Origin of the sequence: Vreelandella halophila, assembly GCF_019903425.1 — a bacterium.
GTDB lineage: Bacteria > Pseudomonadota > Gammaproteobacteria > Pseudomonadales > Oleiphilaceae > Halospina > Halospina halophila.
In genome coordinates, this window is sequence record NZ_JACHUZ010000013.1 from 370,872 (window position 1) to 385,926 (window position 15,055).

15 protein-coding genes are annotated in these 15,055 nt (G+C 63.0%); 5 read left to right on the forward strand and 10 right to left on the reverse strand.

Annotated features, from left to right (window positions below):
* Nucleotides 1-142 precede the first annotated feature (142 nt).
* Nucleotides 143-757 carry a Yip1 family protein gene (locus H4I92_RS05955; protein ID WP_077529738.1) on the forward strand — a complete coding sequence of 205 codons (615 nt, stop codon included), beginning with the start codon at nucleotides 143-145 and terminating at the stop codon, nucleotides 755-757.
* A 21-nt stretch (nucleotides 758-778) separates the two neighbouring features.
* Nucleotides 779-1,339 carry a DJ-1 family glyoxalase III gene (locus H4I92_RS05960; RefSeq protein WP_077529739.1) on the forward strand — a complete coding sequence of 187 codons (561 nt, stop codon included), beginning with the start codon at nucleotides 779-781 and terminating at the stop codon, nucleotides 1,337-1,339.
* Here H4I92_RS05960 and H4I92_RS05965 read toward each other — a convergent pair.
* From H4I92_RS05965 to H4I92_RS05980, 4 genes are read right to left on the reverse strand one after another with little or no spacing between them, the layout of a single operon-like run.
* Entirely contained in the window at nucleotides 1,325-2,506 is a 1,182-nt protein-coding gene (locus tag H4I92_RS05965) for a cation:proton antiporter (protein WP_077529740.1), read from the reverse strand. The two genes, H4I92_RS05960 and H4I92_RS05965, sit on opposite strands and share 15 nt — an antisense overlap.
* An 8-nt stretch (nucleotides 2,507-2,514) precedes the next feature.
* Complete coding sequence (locus H4I92_RS05970) at nucleotides 2,515-2,856, reverse strand: TraR/DksA family transcriptional regulator (RefSeq protein ID WP_077529741.1); 342 nt, start codon at nucleotides 2,854-2,856, stop codon at nucleotides 2,515-2,517.
* On the reverse strand, nucleotides 2,849-4,192 hold the full coding sequence (locus tag H4I92_RS05975) for a nicotinate phosphoribosyltransferase (protein ID WP_077529742.1): 1,344 nt from the start codon (nucleotides 4,190-4,192) through the stop codon (nucleotides 2,849-2,851). Before H4I92_RS05975 ends, H4I92_RS05970 begins: the two co-directional genes overlap by 8 nt.
* A 14-nt stretch (nucleotides 4,193-4,206) precedes the next feature.
* On the reverse strand, nucleotides 4,207-4,764 hold the full coding sequence (locus H4I92_RS05980) for a nicotinamidase (protein WP_077529743.1): 558 nt from the start codon (nucleotides 4,762-4,764) through the stop codon (nucleotides 4,207-4,209).
* A gap of 504 nt (nucleotides 4,765-5,268) precedes the next feature.
* On the opposite strand from H4I92_RS05980, the gene H4I92_RS05985 reads away from it, so the two are divergent.
* On the forward strand, nucleotides 5,269-6,120 hold the full coding sequence (locus H4I92_RS05985; RefSeq protein ID WP_077529744.1) for an SAM-dependent methyltransferase: 852 nt from the start codon (nucleotides 5,269-5,271) through the stop codon (nucleotides 6,118-6,120).
* Nucleotides 6,121-6,338: 218 nt separating this feature from the next.
* Here H4I92_RS05985 and H4I92_RS05990 read toward each other — a convergent pair whose 3' ends face one another.
* From H4I92_RS05990 to H4I92_RS06000, 3 genes are read right to left on the reverse strand one after another with little or no spacing between them, the layout of a single operon-like run.
* Nucleotides 6,339-7,142, reverse strand: coding sequence for an ABC transporter permease (locus H4I92_RS05990; protein WP_077529745.1), 804 nt, complete (start codon nucleotides 7,140-7,142; stop codon nucleotides 6,339-6,341).
* A complete protein-coding gene (locus H4I92_RS05995; RefSeq protein ID WP_077529746.1) occupies nucleotides 7,129-7,740 on the reverse strand; it encodes an ABC transporter ATP-binding protein in 612 nt (203 codons plus the stop codon). The genes H4I92_RS05990 and H4I92_RS05995 overlap by 14 nt, the downstream gene beginning before the upstream one ends.
* Nucleotides 7,737-8,405 carry a hypothetical protein gene (locus tag H4I92_RS06000; protein WP_218668153.1) on the reverse strand — a complete coding sequence of 223 codons (669 nt, stop codon included), beginning with the start codon at nucleotides 8,403-8,405 and terminating at the stop codon, nucleotides 7,737-7,739. The genes H4I92_RS05995 and H4I92_RS06000 overlap by 4 nt, the downstream gene beginning before the upstream one ends.
* 145 nt (nucleotides 8,406-8,550) lie before the next feature.
* Here H4I92_RS06000 and H4I92_RS06005 point away from each other — a divergent pair, with 145 nt between their 5' ends.
* Both H4I92_RS06005 and H4I92_RS06010 read left to right on the forward strand, forming a co-directional pair.
* Complete coding sequence (locus H4I92_RS06005) at nucleotides 8,551-9,510, forward strand: YbgA family protein (RefSeq protein WP_077529747.1); 960 nt, start codon at nucleotides 8,551-8,553, stop codon at nucleotides 9,508-9,510.
* 67 nt (nucleotides 9,511-9,577) lie between these two features.
* Entirely contained in the window at nucleotides 9,578-10,417 is an 840-nt protein-coding gene (locus tag H4I92_RS06010) for a tetratricopeptide repeat protein (protein ID WP_179105632.1), read from the forward strand.
* An 84-nt stretch (nucleotides 10,418-10,501) separates the two neighbouring features.
* Here H4I92_RS06010 and H4I92_RS06015 read toward each other — a convergent pair whose 3' ends face one another.
* The 3 genes from H4I92_RS06015 to H4I92_RS06025 form a co-directional block, all read right to left on the reverse strand.
* The gene (locus H4I92_RS06015; protein WP_218668154.1) at nucleotides 10,502-12,187 is read right to left on the reverse strand and encodes an AMP-binding protein; all 1,686 of its coding nucleotides are present in this window, start codon (nucleotides 12,185-12,187) and stop codon (nucleotides 10,502-10,504) included.
* Between the two features lie 156 nt (nucleotides 12,188-12,343).
* A complete protein-coding gene (locus tag H4I92_RS06020; RefSeq protein WP_077529749.1) occupies nucleotides 12,344-13,711 on the reverse strand; it encodes a flavin-containing monooxygenase in 1,368 nt (455 codons plus the stop codon).
* Between the two features lie 104 nt (nucleotides 13,712-13,815).
* Complete coding sequence (locus H4I92_RS06025; RefSeq protein ID WP_077529750.1) at nucleotides 13,816-15,018, reverse strand: choline transporter; 1,203 nt, start codon at nucleotides 15,016-15,018, stop codon at nucleotides 13,816-13,818.
* Between the last annotated feature and the right edge of the window lie 37 nt (nucleotides 15,019-15,055).

Here is a 15,055-nt window from a genome sequence, read left to right on the forward strand (position 1 = left end):
CAGAACCGGATTCCCGTGCCCGTCTTGATATAACGCAATGCAGTAATACGGCGCTTAACGCACTGTCTTCATGGTGTATTACACTGGTATCGGTTCCGGGCCTCACCGGCTCCGCTCCAACAACAACACAGGGAATTGCACCATGATCCTTAGTCACGCCTTCGGCATGCTCTTCCGCCCCGAAACCGAATGGGCGGCCATCAAGCAGGAAAAGCCCACACCGATGGTGGTGTACGGCCTCTACATCCTGATCCTAGCGCTTATAGGGCCGATCTCCGCCTACATCGGCACCGTGGAAACCGGCTGGACCATCGGTGACCGGCTCATCAAGCTGACGCCGGACAGCGCCATGCAGCTGGTCATCCTGACCTACATGGCCATTCTGGCAGGCAGTTTCGCCCTGGGTTATGGCATCAACTGGATGGCCACCACCTTTGGGGCGGAGACGGAAAAGAACGGCAACAACGCCCTGGCCCTGGTGGCCTATTCACTCACGCCCATGTACATCGCCGGCCTGACCCTGCTCTACCCGGACCCCTGGGGCAATGCCATGATCCTTCTGGCAGCCGCCAGTTACGGTGCTTGGCTGATGTGGAAAGGGGTGCCCGTGGTGATGAGCATGAGCAAGGAGCAGTCCATGGTCTACTGCGGCGGCATCCTGACGCTCGCACTGGTACTGCTGGTCAGCACTCTAGCGACCACGGGCCTGTTGTGGAATTTCGGTTTCGGCCCCACCTTTGTAGAGGCAGGCCTATAAGCCCCCAACAAAGGAGGACCCATGAGCGCAACGGCACTGGTCCCCATTGCCAACGGCAGCGAGGACATCGAGTCCGTCACCATCATTGACGTACTCCGTCGGGCCGGCGTTGAGGTGACCGTGGCCAGCGTACACGCTGATGCCACCGTCACCGCGGCCCGGCAGACGCGGATCACCGCCGACACCCTGATCACGGGTTGCGGCGACCGGAACTTCGACCTGGTCGCCCTTCCCGGCGGCATGCCGGGAGCCCGGAACCTTGGCGAAAGTGAACCACTGGTGGACATACTGCGGGCCCAGAAGGAAGCCGGGCGGCTCTACGGGGCCATCTGTGCGGCGCCGGCCGTGGCGCTGGAGCCCAACGGCCTGCTTGAGGGCCGCAGGGCCACAGCGCATCCCGGTTTCCAGAACCAGCTTTCTGATCAGAGCCGGGTTGGTGAGCGGGTCGTGGTCGACGGCCACTGCATTACCAGCCAGGGGCCGGGCACGGCACTGGCGTTCGCGCTGACCCTGGTGGAGTACCTGTGCGGCCGGGCGAAACGCGATGAGGTTGCCGCCCCCATGGTCCTACCCGACGCGTGACAGGACCCGCCGGACCAGCAGCGGCCCCGCAAGCTCGAACGCAATGGTGGAAGTGACCACGGTGGCCACAATCAGGCTGCCGTGGTCCGGATGGCGTTCAGCCGCCAGCAGCGCCATGCCCATGGCAACCCCCGCCTGCGGCGTGAGCGCCAGACCGATACCAGGACTCAGTTCCCGCCCCCGATGGCCAAGCAGAGCCACACCCAGACGCCCGCCGGCATAGCGCCCCAGAACCCGCAGACCGATATAGATCAGAACCACTCCACCGGCTGATCCCAGATACGCAAAATCCACGCTGGCTCCGGAAAGCACGAAGAAGAAGACTAGGAACGGCCACTCGATGTGCTCAATCTCGGTAAAGGATCGGGTATGGTGGGGGGTGATGTTGACGATCACAAAGCCCGCAACCATGGCGGTCAGCAGTGACGACAGATGCAGGTATTCGGACAGTCCGGCGATCAGGAAGACGAGTGCCAGGGCTTCGGACTGGGTGGGCTCCCCGGGCCGCAGCCGGCCGGTCAGCCAGGCCGCAGGAAGACCCAGCGCCATACCGACGAGTACCGCCCCGCCCAGTTCCCAGCCGGCCTCGAGAAGCGCCCCTGCGCCATCGCCGGAGACGAGAAAACCAAGCCCGGCCATGACCAGCCCGAAAACAATGATGCCCCAGGCATCGTCAATGGCCACGATGCCGCGTATGACCCGGGACTGGGTGTCATCCTTCCCCGTTTCACGGATGGCTTCGCTCACGGCCGCCGGATCCGTGGCCACCGAGATGGCCGCCAGAGAGAACGCCACCGCCAGGGGATAGCCAATGCTCAGCAATCCGATGGCAACGGCCGTGGCCCCCAATGCGATCACGCTCAGTGAAAGCACCACGATGACGGAACCGGTAGCCCGCAGCCGGTCCAGAGTCAGCTCGCCCCCCAGCAGAAAAGCCACCATCACCAGTGCCAGGGTGATCAGCGGCTCGCTCAGTTCTCCCAGAGGGCGGGCTTCGGAAGAGCCCATCACGCCCTGCTGAAACACAGCCACAAGGACACCGATGAGTACCAGGAGGGATATCCGCGGCAGGCGGGTACGGGTGGCAACCACGTCCGCAAGCACGCTCAGGCACAGAAGCAGTCCAATCAGCAGCAGATTGGCGGTGGTGGAACCCGGATCAGGCATCACGACAGCTAGGCACCAACGCAGTCAATACAGCGCGTAACAGTAGGGTCCACACTGAGCCGATCCTCACCGATGTCCTCACCGCAAACGAAGCAGAAACCGAAATCTCCCGTCTCAATCCGCCGCAGAGCGCCCTCGATACGCGTCAGCATCTCCTGACGGCGCCGGGCAGAGGCCTGCGCCATCTGCTGGCCCTGCAGGGCATCCATGCGCGAAAGCCGGCCCATCCGCTGCTGATCCAGCTCCACGGTACCGGTCGAGTTCCCGCCTTCACGCTCAATCTCCTGCAGCTCCTCGCGGAAATCCAGAAGCCGCTGCCGCCAGGTTTCCGGGTCCAGTTCCTCAGTCATCGCCCTTTCTACCCCGATACGTCTGAATCAGTTGCCGTTTACGGCTTTCGAGTCTATCACTGATGGCAACCGGGTATGGGGTGTCCACGGGTGTCAGCGACCGGAGCGCCTCCGGCAGGGCCGCCAGTTCGTGGGCGGCGTGCTCACGCACGGTCTGCAGCGACGGCAGGGCCCCGGCACAGGCCTCACCAGCGCGGATGGCCGGCTGCAGCAGGGGCTCGGCCCCTTCTGGTGCCGGTTCTTCGGCCGCGGCCACCGTGTCTCCGACCATCCGCCCCTGCTGACTGTGCCGCCAGACCTGCTTGGGCCCGGGCCAGGTACTCTTGTTACTGGAGGCCTTGATGCGCGGCTCCCCGTTGTACTCGGCCAGCTTGTAGGCGAAGTCGATGCTGGCCGCGTCCGAAGCCGCCGCCCATTCGGTGCCGACGCCGAAACCGTCGACGGGCGCGCCGGATGCCACCAGTTCCTGGATCGCGTATTCGTCGAGCCCCGAGGACACAACAATCTTCACGTCCGGGAAACCCGCCGCATCCAGGCGCTGGCGCGCGGCACGGGAGAGTTCGAGCAGATCCCCCGAGTCCAGCCGCACAGCGGTGGCAGGGGGTGCCCCCTCACCGGCGCCGCGCAGCAGCTCGATCACCCGGTCCACACCGTTGAGGGTATCCCAGGTGTCGACCAGCAGCGTGGTCTCCGGCCAGTAGTGGCTGAAGGCCCGGAAGGCCTGTGCCTCATCGCCATACACCTGCACAAAGCTGTGCGCCATGGTGCCCAGCACCGGAATGTCAAGCGCACGCCCGGCCTCGACATTGGAGGTGCCTGCGGCCCCCGCGATCCAGGCTGTCCGGGCCAGGTTCATGGCACCTTCACGCCCGTGGGCCTTACGCGCGCCGAAGTCCATCACCGGCCGCCCCCCGGCGGCCTGCATCACGCGTGCCGCCTTGCTCGCCAGTACGCTCTGGGTATGCAGGATGTTGAGCAGCAGCGTCTCCACCAGCTGGGCCTGGATCAGCGGCGCCCGTACACGGAGCACGGGTTCCAGCGGAAATACCACACTGCCCTCCGGAATGGCATCCACATCCCCTGTGAAGCGCAGCCCCGCCAGCATCTGGAGGAAGTCCCCGGGGAAACGACCGAACCCCTCCAGCCAGTCGATCTCCTCCGGTGTGACGCGGAAATCCAGAAGCGCCTGCAGTGCCTGGGTCTGGCCGCAGCTGAGCACATAATTCCGGCCTTCCGGAAGGCGCCGGTAAAAAAGTTCGAAAACAGCATCCCCGTTCAGGCCCTCTGCGTGATAGACACGCGCCATACTGAGTTCGTAGAGATCGGTGAACAGCATGCGCGAGCCCAGCCTCAGACGATGTTGGCGCCGGCTTCACGCATTTCTTCCCGCGCCCGCAGGCCACCGTCGGGGTCCACGGGCCGGGTGGCCTCCTGCATCAGGTTCACGGCAAAGCCTTCTTTGAGTGCTTCAAGGACCGTTGCGCGCACGCAGACATCCTCGGCCAGACCTCCGACCCAGAGCCGGCGGGCACCCTGGTGCCTCAGCCAGTCGCCCAGCCCTGTCCCGTCCAGCGCCGAGTACTGGTCCTCGCCTTCAAAAGTGCCCTTCGAAACCAGGTGGGCATCCTCCGGAAGCACCAGATCCGGATGGAAGTCGGCACCTTCGGTCTCCTGGATGCAGTGCGGCGGCCAGGGACCACCCCGGGCCTCAAAGCTGCAGTGGCTCTGCGGATGCCAGTCCCGGGAGGCGGCTACGGGCACGCCTGCCTGGCGGGCGGATTCAATGGCCCGGTTGAGGACCGGCACCACGGCATCGCCGTCCGGCACCCCGAGTGCGCCGCCAGGGCAGAAATCGTTCTGGACATCCACAACGAGGAGCGCATCATCACTCTCATAGGACGGGTTCATCGGAACCTCCTCCGGGCTGAATCGGGTTTTCCACGTACCGACTATGGTTCCAGCGAGAGACTGAATCAAGCATCTGAGTGCCCGCGCCTCCCCCGGGAGACTTGAAATCTTCTCCCAAGCCGGTAGGGTATACGGGAAACCCGCAATCACTCGGGCTCAGCCAGCAGGCTGTGACCCCGCTGCTTGAATCCCCGTCCCGCTGTGCGCCGGCTCATCGGGGCGATGTCGGTCTGGCCTCACCAAGAGGCCGTCGAGCAGGAAAGCTGCCCGCATGGTCTGGTCTGACGTTCGTTGGACACGTGATGGACACTTTCCCTGACCAGAAGAACTGATTCGGAAACGCAGAAGCCACGCCGCTGCACAGGCGAGCGGCCAGCCGGACAGCGTCATGCTGTGGCATTGGATACGGTTGCCCCAACCGGGGCTTCGCTGTATGCAGCATTATCCGCTGCTGCGGGAAACAGTTTACCGAGGAAAAGCAACAGACTGAGGAGGTCTGATCTCATGACCGAGAAGTACGACTGTGAAGCCGTCAACACGGCACGTGACTACTACAACAGCACCGATGCCGATAATTTCTACTTCCACGTCTGGGGCGGTGAGGATCTGCACGTCGGCCTTTACAAGGACGACCAGGAGCCAATCCTTGACGCCAGCCGCCGGATCGTTGAGCACATGGGCGAGCTGATGAAACCGCACGTGGAAGCTGGCCAGAAGCTGCTGGACCTGGGCTCCGGTTTCGGCGGTTCCGGTCGTTACCTGCACCAGGCGCTGGGTCTGGAGGTTACGGGCCTGAACCTTTCAGAGGTTGAGAATGAGCGTAACCGTGGCTTTAACAGGGATGCCGGCCTTGAGGACAGGATCACGGTCTTGGATGGCAACTTCGAGGAGCTGCCGTTCGAGCACGACAGCTTTGACGTGGTGTTCTCCCAGGATTCGTTCCTGCACAGTGGCAACCGTGAAAAGGTGATCGAGGAGGTTGGTCGTGTTCTCAAGCCTGGCGGCCTGTTCATTTTCACGGATCCGATGATGGCGGATGATTGCCCGGATGGCGTTCTGCAGCCGATCCTGGACCGTCTGCATCTGGATACTCTGGGTTCTCCGGCGTTCTACCGGGATGCGTGCAAGCGCAACGGTATGGAAGAGGTGGACTTTGAGGACAACACGCCCCAGCTGCCGCGTCATTACGGTCGGGTTCTGGAGGAGACCGAAAGGCGTGAGCAGGAGCTGGTTGAGAAGAACCTGGTGTCCCAGGAGTACATCGACCGCATGAAGACGGGTCTGAAGAACTGGGTCAACGGCGGTAACAGTGGTTACCTGACCTGGGGGATCTTCCGCTTCAAGAAGACCCAGTAATCACCTGAACAGGTGAACCTGGATTGAAAAGCCGGCCTTTTGGGGCCGGCTTTTTTATGTCCAGACTGTTGAAGACGGGCTCCCAGGGTGGGGGAGGTCTTCCCGGGAATCGCTGTAAATACATCCCTGTACGCTGCTCTTCCGCCATCCATGGCTCCAGAGCTTCCCGGTAAGACCTCCCCCACCCTGCGATCCCTGAGCTTTTCAGGCGATTCGGCCTAGTGAGTCGGGTCTGTGATGCGGTCAGTCCGGAGGCGCTGTCTATGATCGAATAAACGGTAACTCCCCGCCGTCACCGCCAGCATGGTACCGAAGCCGGTGCCGGCGGCGATGGTGAACATCAGGAGGATCTGGTATTTCACAGCGAGTGCGGGTGGGCTGCCGGCGAGGATCTGGCCGGTCATCATGCCGGGGAGGCTGACGAGGCCGGCGGCGGCCATCATGTTGATGGTGGGGATCATGCCGGAACGCATGGCTTCGCGGCGGATGTCACTGATGGCCTCCTGCCAGCGCTGGCCCAGCATGAGGCGGCCCTCGATGTCCTCACGCTGGCGCCAAACGGTGTCGGTGAGGCGGTCGAGGCTGAGGGCGATGCCGTTCATGGTGTTGCCGAGCATCATGCCCAGCAGCGGGATGGCGTACTGGGGCTGGTACCAGGGGTCGGGGCGGATGACGATGAGCAGGGTCATCACCGCGATGGTGAAGGCGGAGACGAACATGGCGGAGGTGCCGATGCCGAAGGCCCAGCCGCCCCTGAGGCGGCGGCGCTGGCGCATCATGACTTCGCGGCCGGCCAGTATGACCATTGCCACGCCCATCAGGGCCACCCAGCCCAGGGCGCCGACGCTGAACAGGGCTTCGAGGATGAGGCCGATCAGCGAGAGCTGGATGGTGGTGCGTACGGCGGCGATGACCAGTGAGCGGCCGAAGCCGAGGCGGACCCACCAGGAGCAGGCGGCGAGGAGGATCACGAGCACGGAGGCGAGCGCGAGCTGCCAGTATTCGAGCTCAATCAGTTCCATGGTTAACCTCCTCCAGCCGGCGGCCGCTGATGCGGTAGTGGGTGTCGCCGACACGGGCGATCTGGCCCGGGTCGTGGGCTACCCAGAAGGTGGGCAGGCCCTGGTCGTGGATGCGCCGTGCCAGCCACTGCTCGACCCTTTCCCGGGTGGCTTCGTCGAGGTTCGCGGTGGGCTCGTCGAGCAGCAGGGCTTCCGGGTCCAGTGACAGGGCACGGTACAGGGCAAGCCGCTGTTTCTCCCCGGAGGAGAGACGGCTGACCGGCCATTGGTGGACGTCGGGTTCAAACCCGAGGGCCGTCAGGTCGGATTCGCGAGGCTCGCCGCAGTGCTCACCCACGGTGTCATGCCACCAGCGGCTCTCGGCAGGGACCAGCATGACGCGGCGCCGCCATTCGTCGGCCTTGAGGTTGTGAGCGGGTGTGCCGTTAAGGCTCGCTTCGCCGTCGTGCGGGTCCAGGTCGGCCACGGCGCGCAACAGGCGGGACTTTCCGGAGCCCGACGGGCCCGAGAGGCACAGGATACGGCCGGGCGCCACGTCCAGGCTGAATGCGTCCAGCTCGCCGGTGCCGAGACCGTTAATGCTGAGGGTCTGGTTCATACGGGTTCCGTTTCGCGAATAGGGGTCATCATCCGGGGCGGAACGCGGTAGCGCCGCCCGCGGCAGGGGCCGGTGCCGTCCACGGTACAGGTGCGCCGGTTCACGCGCCGGATACGACCCTGCAGCCCCTGGCCGAAGGCGACCCGGTCGCCGGGTGAGAACCGGGTCAGGGCTTCGGTCTCCGCCGCCGGGGTGACCGGTGTCGTGGCCAGCGGCAGGCCCTCGGCCGCCGCTGCCTCAGCCAGGCGGGAACGCAGGGTGGTGGCGCTGCCGGACTGGTGGAGCCGGTCGAGCCACTGGTAGAACACGGCGTTGTGCACCTGCCCGTAACGCCTGCCACCAGCCCGGGTCTGGAGCAGGTGGGCGAACTCATGGCAGCAGCCATGGGCGAGCAGGTTAAGCTCCGAGACGGTGCCGCCGAAGTAGCCGCGCCCCTGGATCTCCCGCATGGAGAGCCAGCCCCCGCAGAGGGCGGGCTGTGCCTTGTCCGCAACCATGAGTGCACCAATCGTAATGCAATGGTCATCACGGCGGGGATCATAGCGGTGCCAGGTGGCGCGGCCCGAGCCCACCCGCGTGCGCAGCCGGCATGCCGGCGCCCACGCGCTGTGCAGCTCATGACAGGCCTCGGCCATAAGGCCGGCAATGACTCGGGCTCGCTCCAACACACCCCCTCCTGAGTGGAGCCGCCATTATAGGGGCCGTTACGGCCAGTGACGAATCTAACCTTGACCCCGAACCACAGCCTGAAATCGCCATGCTAGGCTGAAACGTATGTACGGGAAATACGACTGTCTCCGGAGGTCATCCATGAGTCACGAGCAGGGCCGGAAAATCCCGGTGGGTATCAGCGCCTGCCTCCTCGGCGAGGAAGTCCGCTACGACGGCGGCCACAAGCACGCCCGCTACTGTTCCCAAGTGCTTTCCCACTACTTCGAATTCCGTTCCCTGTGTCCAGAACTGGAATCCGGCCTGGGCGTACCCCGGCCAGCGATCCACCTGCGTGAGCACCAGGACGGCCTGCGCCTGATCACCACCAGTGGCAGTGCGGATCACACCGCCTCCATGGAGCACTGGATCCGGGAAGCCCTGCCCTCGCTCACGAACCTGCGCGGCTTCATCCTGAAGGCCAAGTCCCCGAGTTGTGGGATGGAACGCATCCGCATCCACAATGAGCAAGGGCAGGTCATCCGGCGCGACGGCCGGGGCCTGTTCGCGCAGGCGCTTATGGAAGCCTACCCGCTGCTGCCTGTGGAGGAGGAAGGCCGCCTGAATGACAGCCACCTGCGCGAGAACTTCATCGAGCGCGTCTTTGTCTATGACGACTGGTGCCGCATGGTTGAGGCGGGGCTGACCCGGAACGCCCTTCTGGATTTCCACACCCGGCACAAGTTTCAGCTCCTGGCGCACTGCCAGAAGACCTACCGGGATCTCGGACCCATGCTTTCTGACCTCAAGGCGGAGCCGCTGGCGGATATCGCGGAGCGCTACATCAGCGCCTTCATGCAGGCCATGCAGAAGCAGATCACCCGCGGCGACCACGCCAACGCCATGCAGCACCTGATGGGCTATCTGCGCGGTTCCATGAGCGATGCGGACCGGGAGATGCTGCACGAGCAGATCGACTTCTACCAGCAGGGGCAGGTGCCGCTGGTAGTGCCCATGACCCTACTGCGCATGGCCCAGAGGCGGGAACCCGTTGCCTATCTGGAGCGCCAGGACTATCTTACTCCCTACCCGGATGAGCTCGGCCTGCGCAACCACGTCTGATGGGCGGGCAGACCGGGCGGCCCACCCAACCAACAGGGTCCCCTTTTTGCAGAAAACCACGCTGTTAATGACCGCCCTGCTGCTTGCCGCCTGCGCGGCCCCTTCCCTGAAAGACGCGGACCGCATGCGCGCCGAAGGCAACCACAACGCCGCCGCTGAGCTCTACCGTGAGCTTGCCGATATGGGCAACCCCGGCGCGCGCATGAAGCTGTACAACCTCTATCAGGAAACCGGCACAGGCTTTGATTCAGATGAGCAGGCCCGTGTCACGCTTGAGACTCTGGCGAACGAACACGGCATCGCGGAGGCCCGGTACCGGCTCGGCCGCATTCTGCGCGAGGAGCGGGAGCTGGAAGCGGCCGAGAAACACCTTGAAGCCGCCGCGGATGCAGGCTATCAGCCGGCCATGGATTACCTTGAAAAGGACGACGGCCTGCTCGCGCGGGAGATCCGGATCGCCCGCAGCTCCCCGGACCGCCAGAAACAGCTGGGGGACGAACTCTTTGAGGGTCGCAACAACGCCCCGAAGGACCGGGAACTGGCGGCCCACTGGTACCGGGTGGCAGCAGAGCGCGGCCACGCCGGCGCCCAGGCCATGCTGGGCTTCGTGTACTTCCAGGGCGAAGGCGTTGAGAAGGACGCGGAGACCGCCTACCGCTGGTACCGGAAAGCCGCCATGCAGGGCCATGTGGGCGCCCAGGCCAACCTGGGCTACCTCTATGGCGAGGGCCAGGGCACGGAGCGCAACCTGAAGAAGGCCTATGCCTGGTCAACCCTGGCCGCCGAGAACGGCAGCCCCCAGGGCCGGAAGAACCAGCGCCTGTACCGGGATGGCATGAATAACGAGGAGCGCCTGGACAGCCTGGACGAGATCCGCCGCCTGGAAGAGGTCATCTACGGCGACTGACCCTTAAGTCACCGCCTGGAAACAGACCCTCAGCGCCGGCGCCTCCGGGACTGGGGGTCTGGTTTAAAGGTGATCAGGAGGCGCTCACTCCTCCCAGACCACCTTCTTCTTCTGGTCGTACCACTTCGGCAGCCGCTCGGCGTAGTGATCCTCGATCACGTTGCGCTTGATCTTCATGGTCGGCGTCAGCATGCCGTTCTCCATGGTCCAGGGTTCCTTCACGATCACAGCGAAGGCCAGTTTCTCGTGGTCCTCGACCTCCGAGTTCACCCGCTCCAGCTCTTCCGCCAGTTCCTTCTCGACGGTTGCGCGATCGCCGCCCTTCTGGAGTTCCGCCTGGGCCTCCTCGGAAAGCGTGATCAACGCACAGGGCTGGGGCTGGTTGGCGCCGGCCACGCAGACCACCTCCACCTTGGGATGGGTAAAGCGGCCCTCGATGGGCACTGGCACCACGTACTTGCCCTTGGCGGTCTTGAACAGGTCCTTAACCCGGCCAGTGATGCGGGTGTAGCCGTTGGCGTCGACTTCGGCCATGTCGCCGGTTTTGAGGAAGCCGTCCTCGGTGATCTCCTCCTTCGTCTTCTCCTCGTTCTTATAGAAACCGAGCATCTGCCCCGGACTCTTCACCTGGAGCTCGCCCTCATCCGTCACGCGGTGTTCCACGCCCGGATTGGGCACGCCCACGGTACCGACCTTGGCGTCACCCGGGCGGTTGGCGTGGGAGTAGCCGAAGTTCTCGGACATGCCGTAGACCTCGAGCAGTTCCAGCCCGATATTGCGGTACCAGTGAATGATCTCCGGCGCCAGCGGGGCCGCGCCGGTCAGGGCGGCACGCACATGGTCAAGGCCGAGCTGCTTGAGGATCTTGCGCTTGACCGCCCGGTTGAGAAGCGGAATCCGGAACAGGACCTTCTGCTTCTTCGGCGGCAGTTTGTCGCAGATGGCGAGATAGAACTTCATCCACAGACGCGGCACGGAGAAGAACAGTGTTGGGCGCGCCCGCTGCAGGTCCTCCTGGAAGGTGTCCAGGGAGTTGGCGAAGTACAGCGGGAACCCGAAGTACAGCGAGGAGGTCTGGACTGCGGCGCGCTCGGCAACGTGGGCCAGCGGCAGATAGGAAAGCATGCGATCGTTCTGGTCTACGGGGAAGATCTGCTTGAGCCCCTCGGCCACCGAGATCATGGTCCCGAACGAGTGCATCACGCCCTTGGGCCTGCCGGTGCTGCCGGAGGTGTAGACCAGCGTAGCCAGCTCATCCGGCGCTGGCAGGTGCGGTTCTTCCAGCGGCTCGGTGCGCGCCACGATGTCCTTCCACCGCTCCGTGTCCTTGCGCGGAGACATGGGCAGGGAGATGATCGGCATGTCCGCGGGAAGGTAATTCTTGATGTCGTTCCAGCCGTCGGCCGTGCCATCGAGTTTGCCGAGCACCATCAGCTTCGCCTCACTGTGCTCCAGCACATAGGCGGCCGTTTCCCCATTGAGTGTGGGATACAGCGGCACCGAGACGTGGCCGGCCGCCCAGATGGCCAGGTCCGCCATGATCCAGTGGTCGCTGTTCTTGCCCAGAATGGCGATGCAGCTTTTCTCCGGCAGTTCCAGCGACTTCAGGTACCCGGCCACGCGCAGCACCTGGTCAGCGGCCTGCTTCCAGGTGGTCTCCTCCACCGAGCCATCCGGATACGGCTGATTCATATAGACCATATCTGGGGAACGCTGTGCCCAGTAGAACAGGCTGTGCAGCGTGGTGGGCCTGTCATCAACTTTGATCATCCAAGAGCTCCTGATTGTTATGGTTTATTCGTAAGACATAAACGTCGGGATACTATTCAACTTTCCCTGTCAGGGCATTGGCCTCGTTGGCACATTCTCTCCAGAATTTACATTAATGGGTGGAAGCGGATCACAAACAGGGCACCTACTGTCCCCTCAGGATGCCCTGCTGAAATCCTTGTAGCGCCCGGGGTTACCCGCGGGTGGACGCCCTATCTCGACACCCGCCCTGCGCAGTTCCTTCTTAAGGTCCCGCCGGAACTGGTGGTAATCCACCTCGGTGGAATGGCGCCCGCCGGCATCAAAGTCCAGGTGCGGGTTCGCCGCCTCCTCCTGGATGGCCAGGCGCATATTCGCCGGGCGGGCGTAGTGGCCGAGGATTTCCTGGCAGGCCAGCTTGGCCTGGTAGTCCGCCAGCGGCCAGATGCAGCCCAGTGGCTGGAACAGGCCGATGAAATAGAGGTTGTTGAAGTCCGCGTGCATCATCTTCCGGTACAGCGGCACCCGTTCGGCATTGCTGAAGTCAATCAGTGACGGATCGAAGAAGGGAAAGCTGATCCAGAATCCGGTACAGGCGACCACCAGGTCAAACGCCTCCTCGCGCCCGTCCTGGAAGATCACGGTATCCCCGTTAAGCTCACGGACCGCCGGTCGTGGATGGATGCGCCGGTGCCGGATGAAATCCAGCAGGTCCGAGTTGATGGTCGGATGGTGGCTCAGCACCGGCCGTCTGGGTCTGGGCAGGCCGTAGTTGCGGTAGTAATCCCCCTGGAGGAGCTTCAGCAGGGCCGTAAACAGCAGCTGACGGATCCGGTTCGGCACCCAGGTGGGCATGCTTGAGCCCAGCACATCCGTGGGCTTTCCGAACATGAACTTGGGCATGAACCACTGGCCACTGCGCATGCTCAGTGCCACGTGATCCGCCACGCGCGCCGTTTCCACCGCCACATCACAGGCGGAGTTGCCGGCGCCGATCACCAGCACGCGCTTCCCTCGCCACTCGTCACTGACGCCCTTGAAGTCGTGGGAATGCATCCATGTGCCATTGAACGTGCCCGGGTAGTCAGGGTTCTTGGGATTCCAGTGATGCCCGTTGGCGACCATCAGGTGGGTAAAGTCCTCTTCCACGGTCGTACCCCCGGGCCCAGTCACCTTCAGGTGCCAGGTACCGTCCTCGTTACGGGTGACCTGATCCACCCAGTGCTCGAACCGGATAACCTCCATGACGCCGAAATGGCGGGCATAGCTTTCAAAGTAGGCATGCAGCTGGCGGTGGTTGGGGTATTCGGGATAGTCCGCCGGCATGGGGAAATCCTCGTATTCCGACCACGCCTTCGAGCTGATGATGTGGGTGTTCTCGTAGACGCTGGAATGGCCGGTACGGCTGTTGAAGACCCAGTTGCCGCCGACCTGGTCACTCTGTTCGAACACAGTGACATCAAGACCGGCCTCAAGGCAGTTCTTGGCTGCCGTGAGGCCGCTGGGCCCGGCCCCGATGACCGCGACCCGTGGGGTTTGTTCCATGATGGACTCCGTTGTGTTGTTGTTGGAATGCCGGACAACGTCTTTTCTACCAGAAAGGTTCAGACGTTATCCAGTCATTCCGGCCACAACGGCCCATCAGGCAATCAGTTCGCGGAATCCACCAGGCTGTAGTCCAGCTTGTTCTCCTCCGGCGAGCTGTTGATCCGGCTTACGGTGCTCCAGTAGCGGGTAATGATGTACAGGATGCACGCGAAGTAGATCCCGATCACCAGGGCACCGACCCACTGGATCTTGAGGAACTCCAGCTGGAACAGCAGGGTCAGGCCGATCATCGCCGCCAGGTTGCCCGCAAAGTAGCGTCCCTTGCCAAAGCGCTTCACCGTCAGGTTCAGGTTGTCGGTGTAGAGCCGGATCAGCGAGTCCAGGGAGTTGATGACCATGGTGATGCCCACCGTGACCATGAGGATGTTGAACACACCCGTGGTGCCGATGTCCTCAAGGTGATAGTAGTACAGCACCGTGAACCAGATACCGATGGCGATCGACGGCAGGAAGAGCATGGCCAGCAGCAGCTGCCAGGTGCGCAGACCGCCCACAAAACGCGAGGTGAACTGGCCGATCATGATGGACCAGGCAAACCACCAGTACAGATAGAAGGCGTGGTAGTCACTCAGCGGCAGCATGAACTCGTGGATGTTGCCGAAATAGCCACCCAATAGGCTGAGGGTCCCGGCAAAATCGCCGAAAGTTCCGTTCTCCGTCATGAAGGCGTAGTACCAGAACAGCGCGATCAGCCCGATGAACATCCAGCTGGTGCTCACACTCAGTACCCGAACGTACTTGAGGCTGGTGCTGGAGTAGACGGCCATGGCGATGGAGATGAACACAATGGCGTAGAACACCGTCTGTGCCGTGCCGTCATCGCCCATTTCCGGCAGATACCAGGGGAGGTTCTTAAGCAGAAGGTAGGCGGTAAAGGCACAGGTGCCGATGATCACCACGTTGTTGATGACCTTCACCAGCGGAATCTCGAAGAACTTCACCCGAGGTTCGATCACGCAGAAATAGAAGCAGGTAAGGAAGTAGAAGCCCCAGATCAGGAAGGCCCAGAACCCGAACTCGATCGCGAGCGGGTTGGTAACGCTGTAGTCCTCCGCATAGCCACCGAATTCAGTGAGCGGGAACATGATCAGGCCCACGTCGAGGCCGGATGTGAACAGAATGGCCATGAAGGTGAAGGTACGCACCGGGGTCACGCCCACCACCTGCAGGTTGCCCCATCGCAGGAGAATCACTGCAATCATGGTAAAGGTGAATACCAGTCCGATACTTAACCAGGTCAACATAAACCAACTCCTTTGCTGGTTGCGGCGTCAATTTGCT

Coding starts and splice junctions, on each gene's coding strand:
- H4I92_RS05955 (WP_077529738.1), top strand. CDS start 143: ATGATCCTTAGTCACGCCTTCGGCATGCTCTTCCGCCCCGAAACCGAA.
- H4I92_RS05960 (WP_077529739.1), top strand. CDS start 779: ATGAGCGCAACGGCACTGGTCCCCATTGCCAACGGCAGCGAGGACATC.
- H4I92_RS05965 (WP_077529740.1), bottom strand. CDS start 2,506: ATGCCTGATCCGGGTTCCACCACCGCCAATCTGCTGCTGATTGGACTG.
- H4I92_RS05970 (WP_077529741.1), bottom strand. CDS start 2,856: ATGACTGAGGAACTGGACCCGGAAACCTGGCGGCAGCGGCTTCTGGAT.
- H4I92_RS05975 (WP_077529742.1), bottom strand. CDS start 4,192: ATGCTGTTCACCGATCTCTACGAACTCAGTATGGCGCGTGTCTATCAC.
- H4I92_RS05980 (WP_077529743.1), bottom strand. CDS start 4,764: ATGAACCCGTCCTATGAGAGTGATGATGCGCTCCTCGTTGTGGATGTC.
- H4I92_RS05985 (WP_077529744.1), top strand. CDS start 5,269: ATGACCGAGAAGTACGACTGTGAAGCCGTCAACACGGCACGTGACTAC.
- H4I92_RS05990 (WP_077529745.1), bottom strand. CDS start 7,142: ATGGAACTGATTGAGCTCGAATACTGGCAGCTCGCGCTCGCCTCCGTG.
- H4I92_RS05995 (WP_077529746.1), bottom strand. CDS start 7,740: ATGAACCAGACCCTCAGCATTAACGGTCTCGGCACCGGCGAGCTGGAC.
- H4I92_RS06005 (WP_077529747.1), top strand. CDS start 8,551: ATGAGTCACGAGCAGGGCCGGAAAATCCCGGTGGGTATCAGCGCCTGC.
- H4I92_RS06010 (WP_179105632.1), top strand. CDS start 9,578: ATGACCGCCCTGCTGCTTGCCGCCTGCGCGGCCCCTTCCCTGAAAGAC.
- H4I92_RS06015 (WP_218668154.1), bottom strand. CDS start 12,187: ATGATCAAAGTTGATGACAGGCCCACCACGCTGCACAGCCTGTTCTAC.
- H4I92_RS06020 (WP_077529749.1), bottom strand. CDS start 13,711: ATGGAACAAACCCCACGGGTCGCGGTCATCGGGGCCGGGCCCAGCGGC.
- H4I92_RS06025 (WP_077529750.1), bottom strand. CDS start 15,018: ATGTTGACCTGGTTAAGTATCGGACTGGTATTCACCTTTACCATGATT.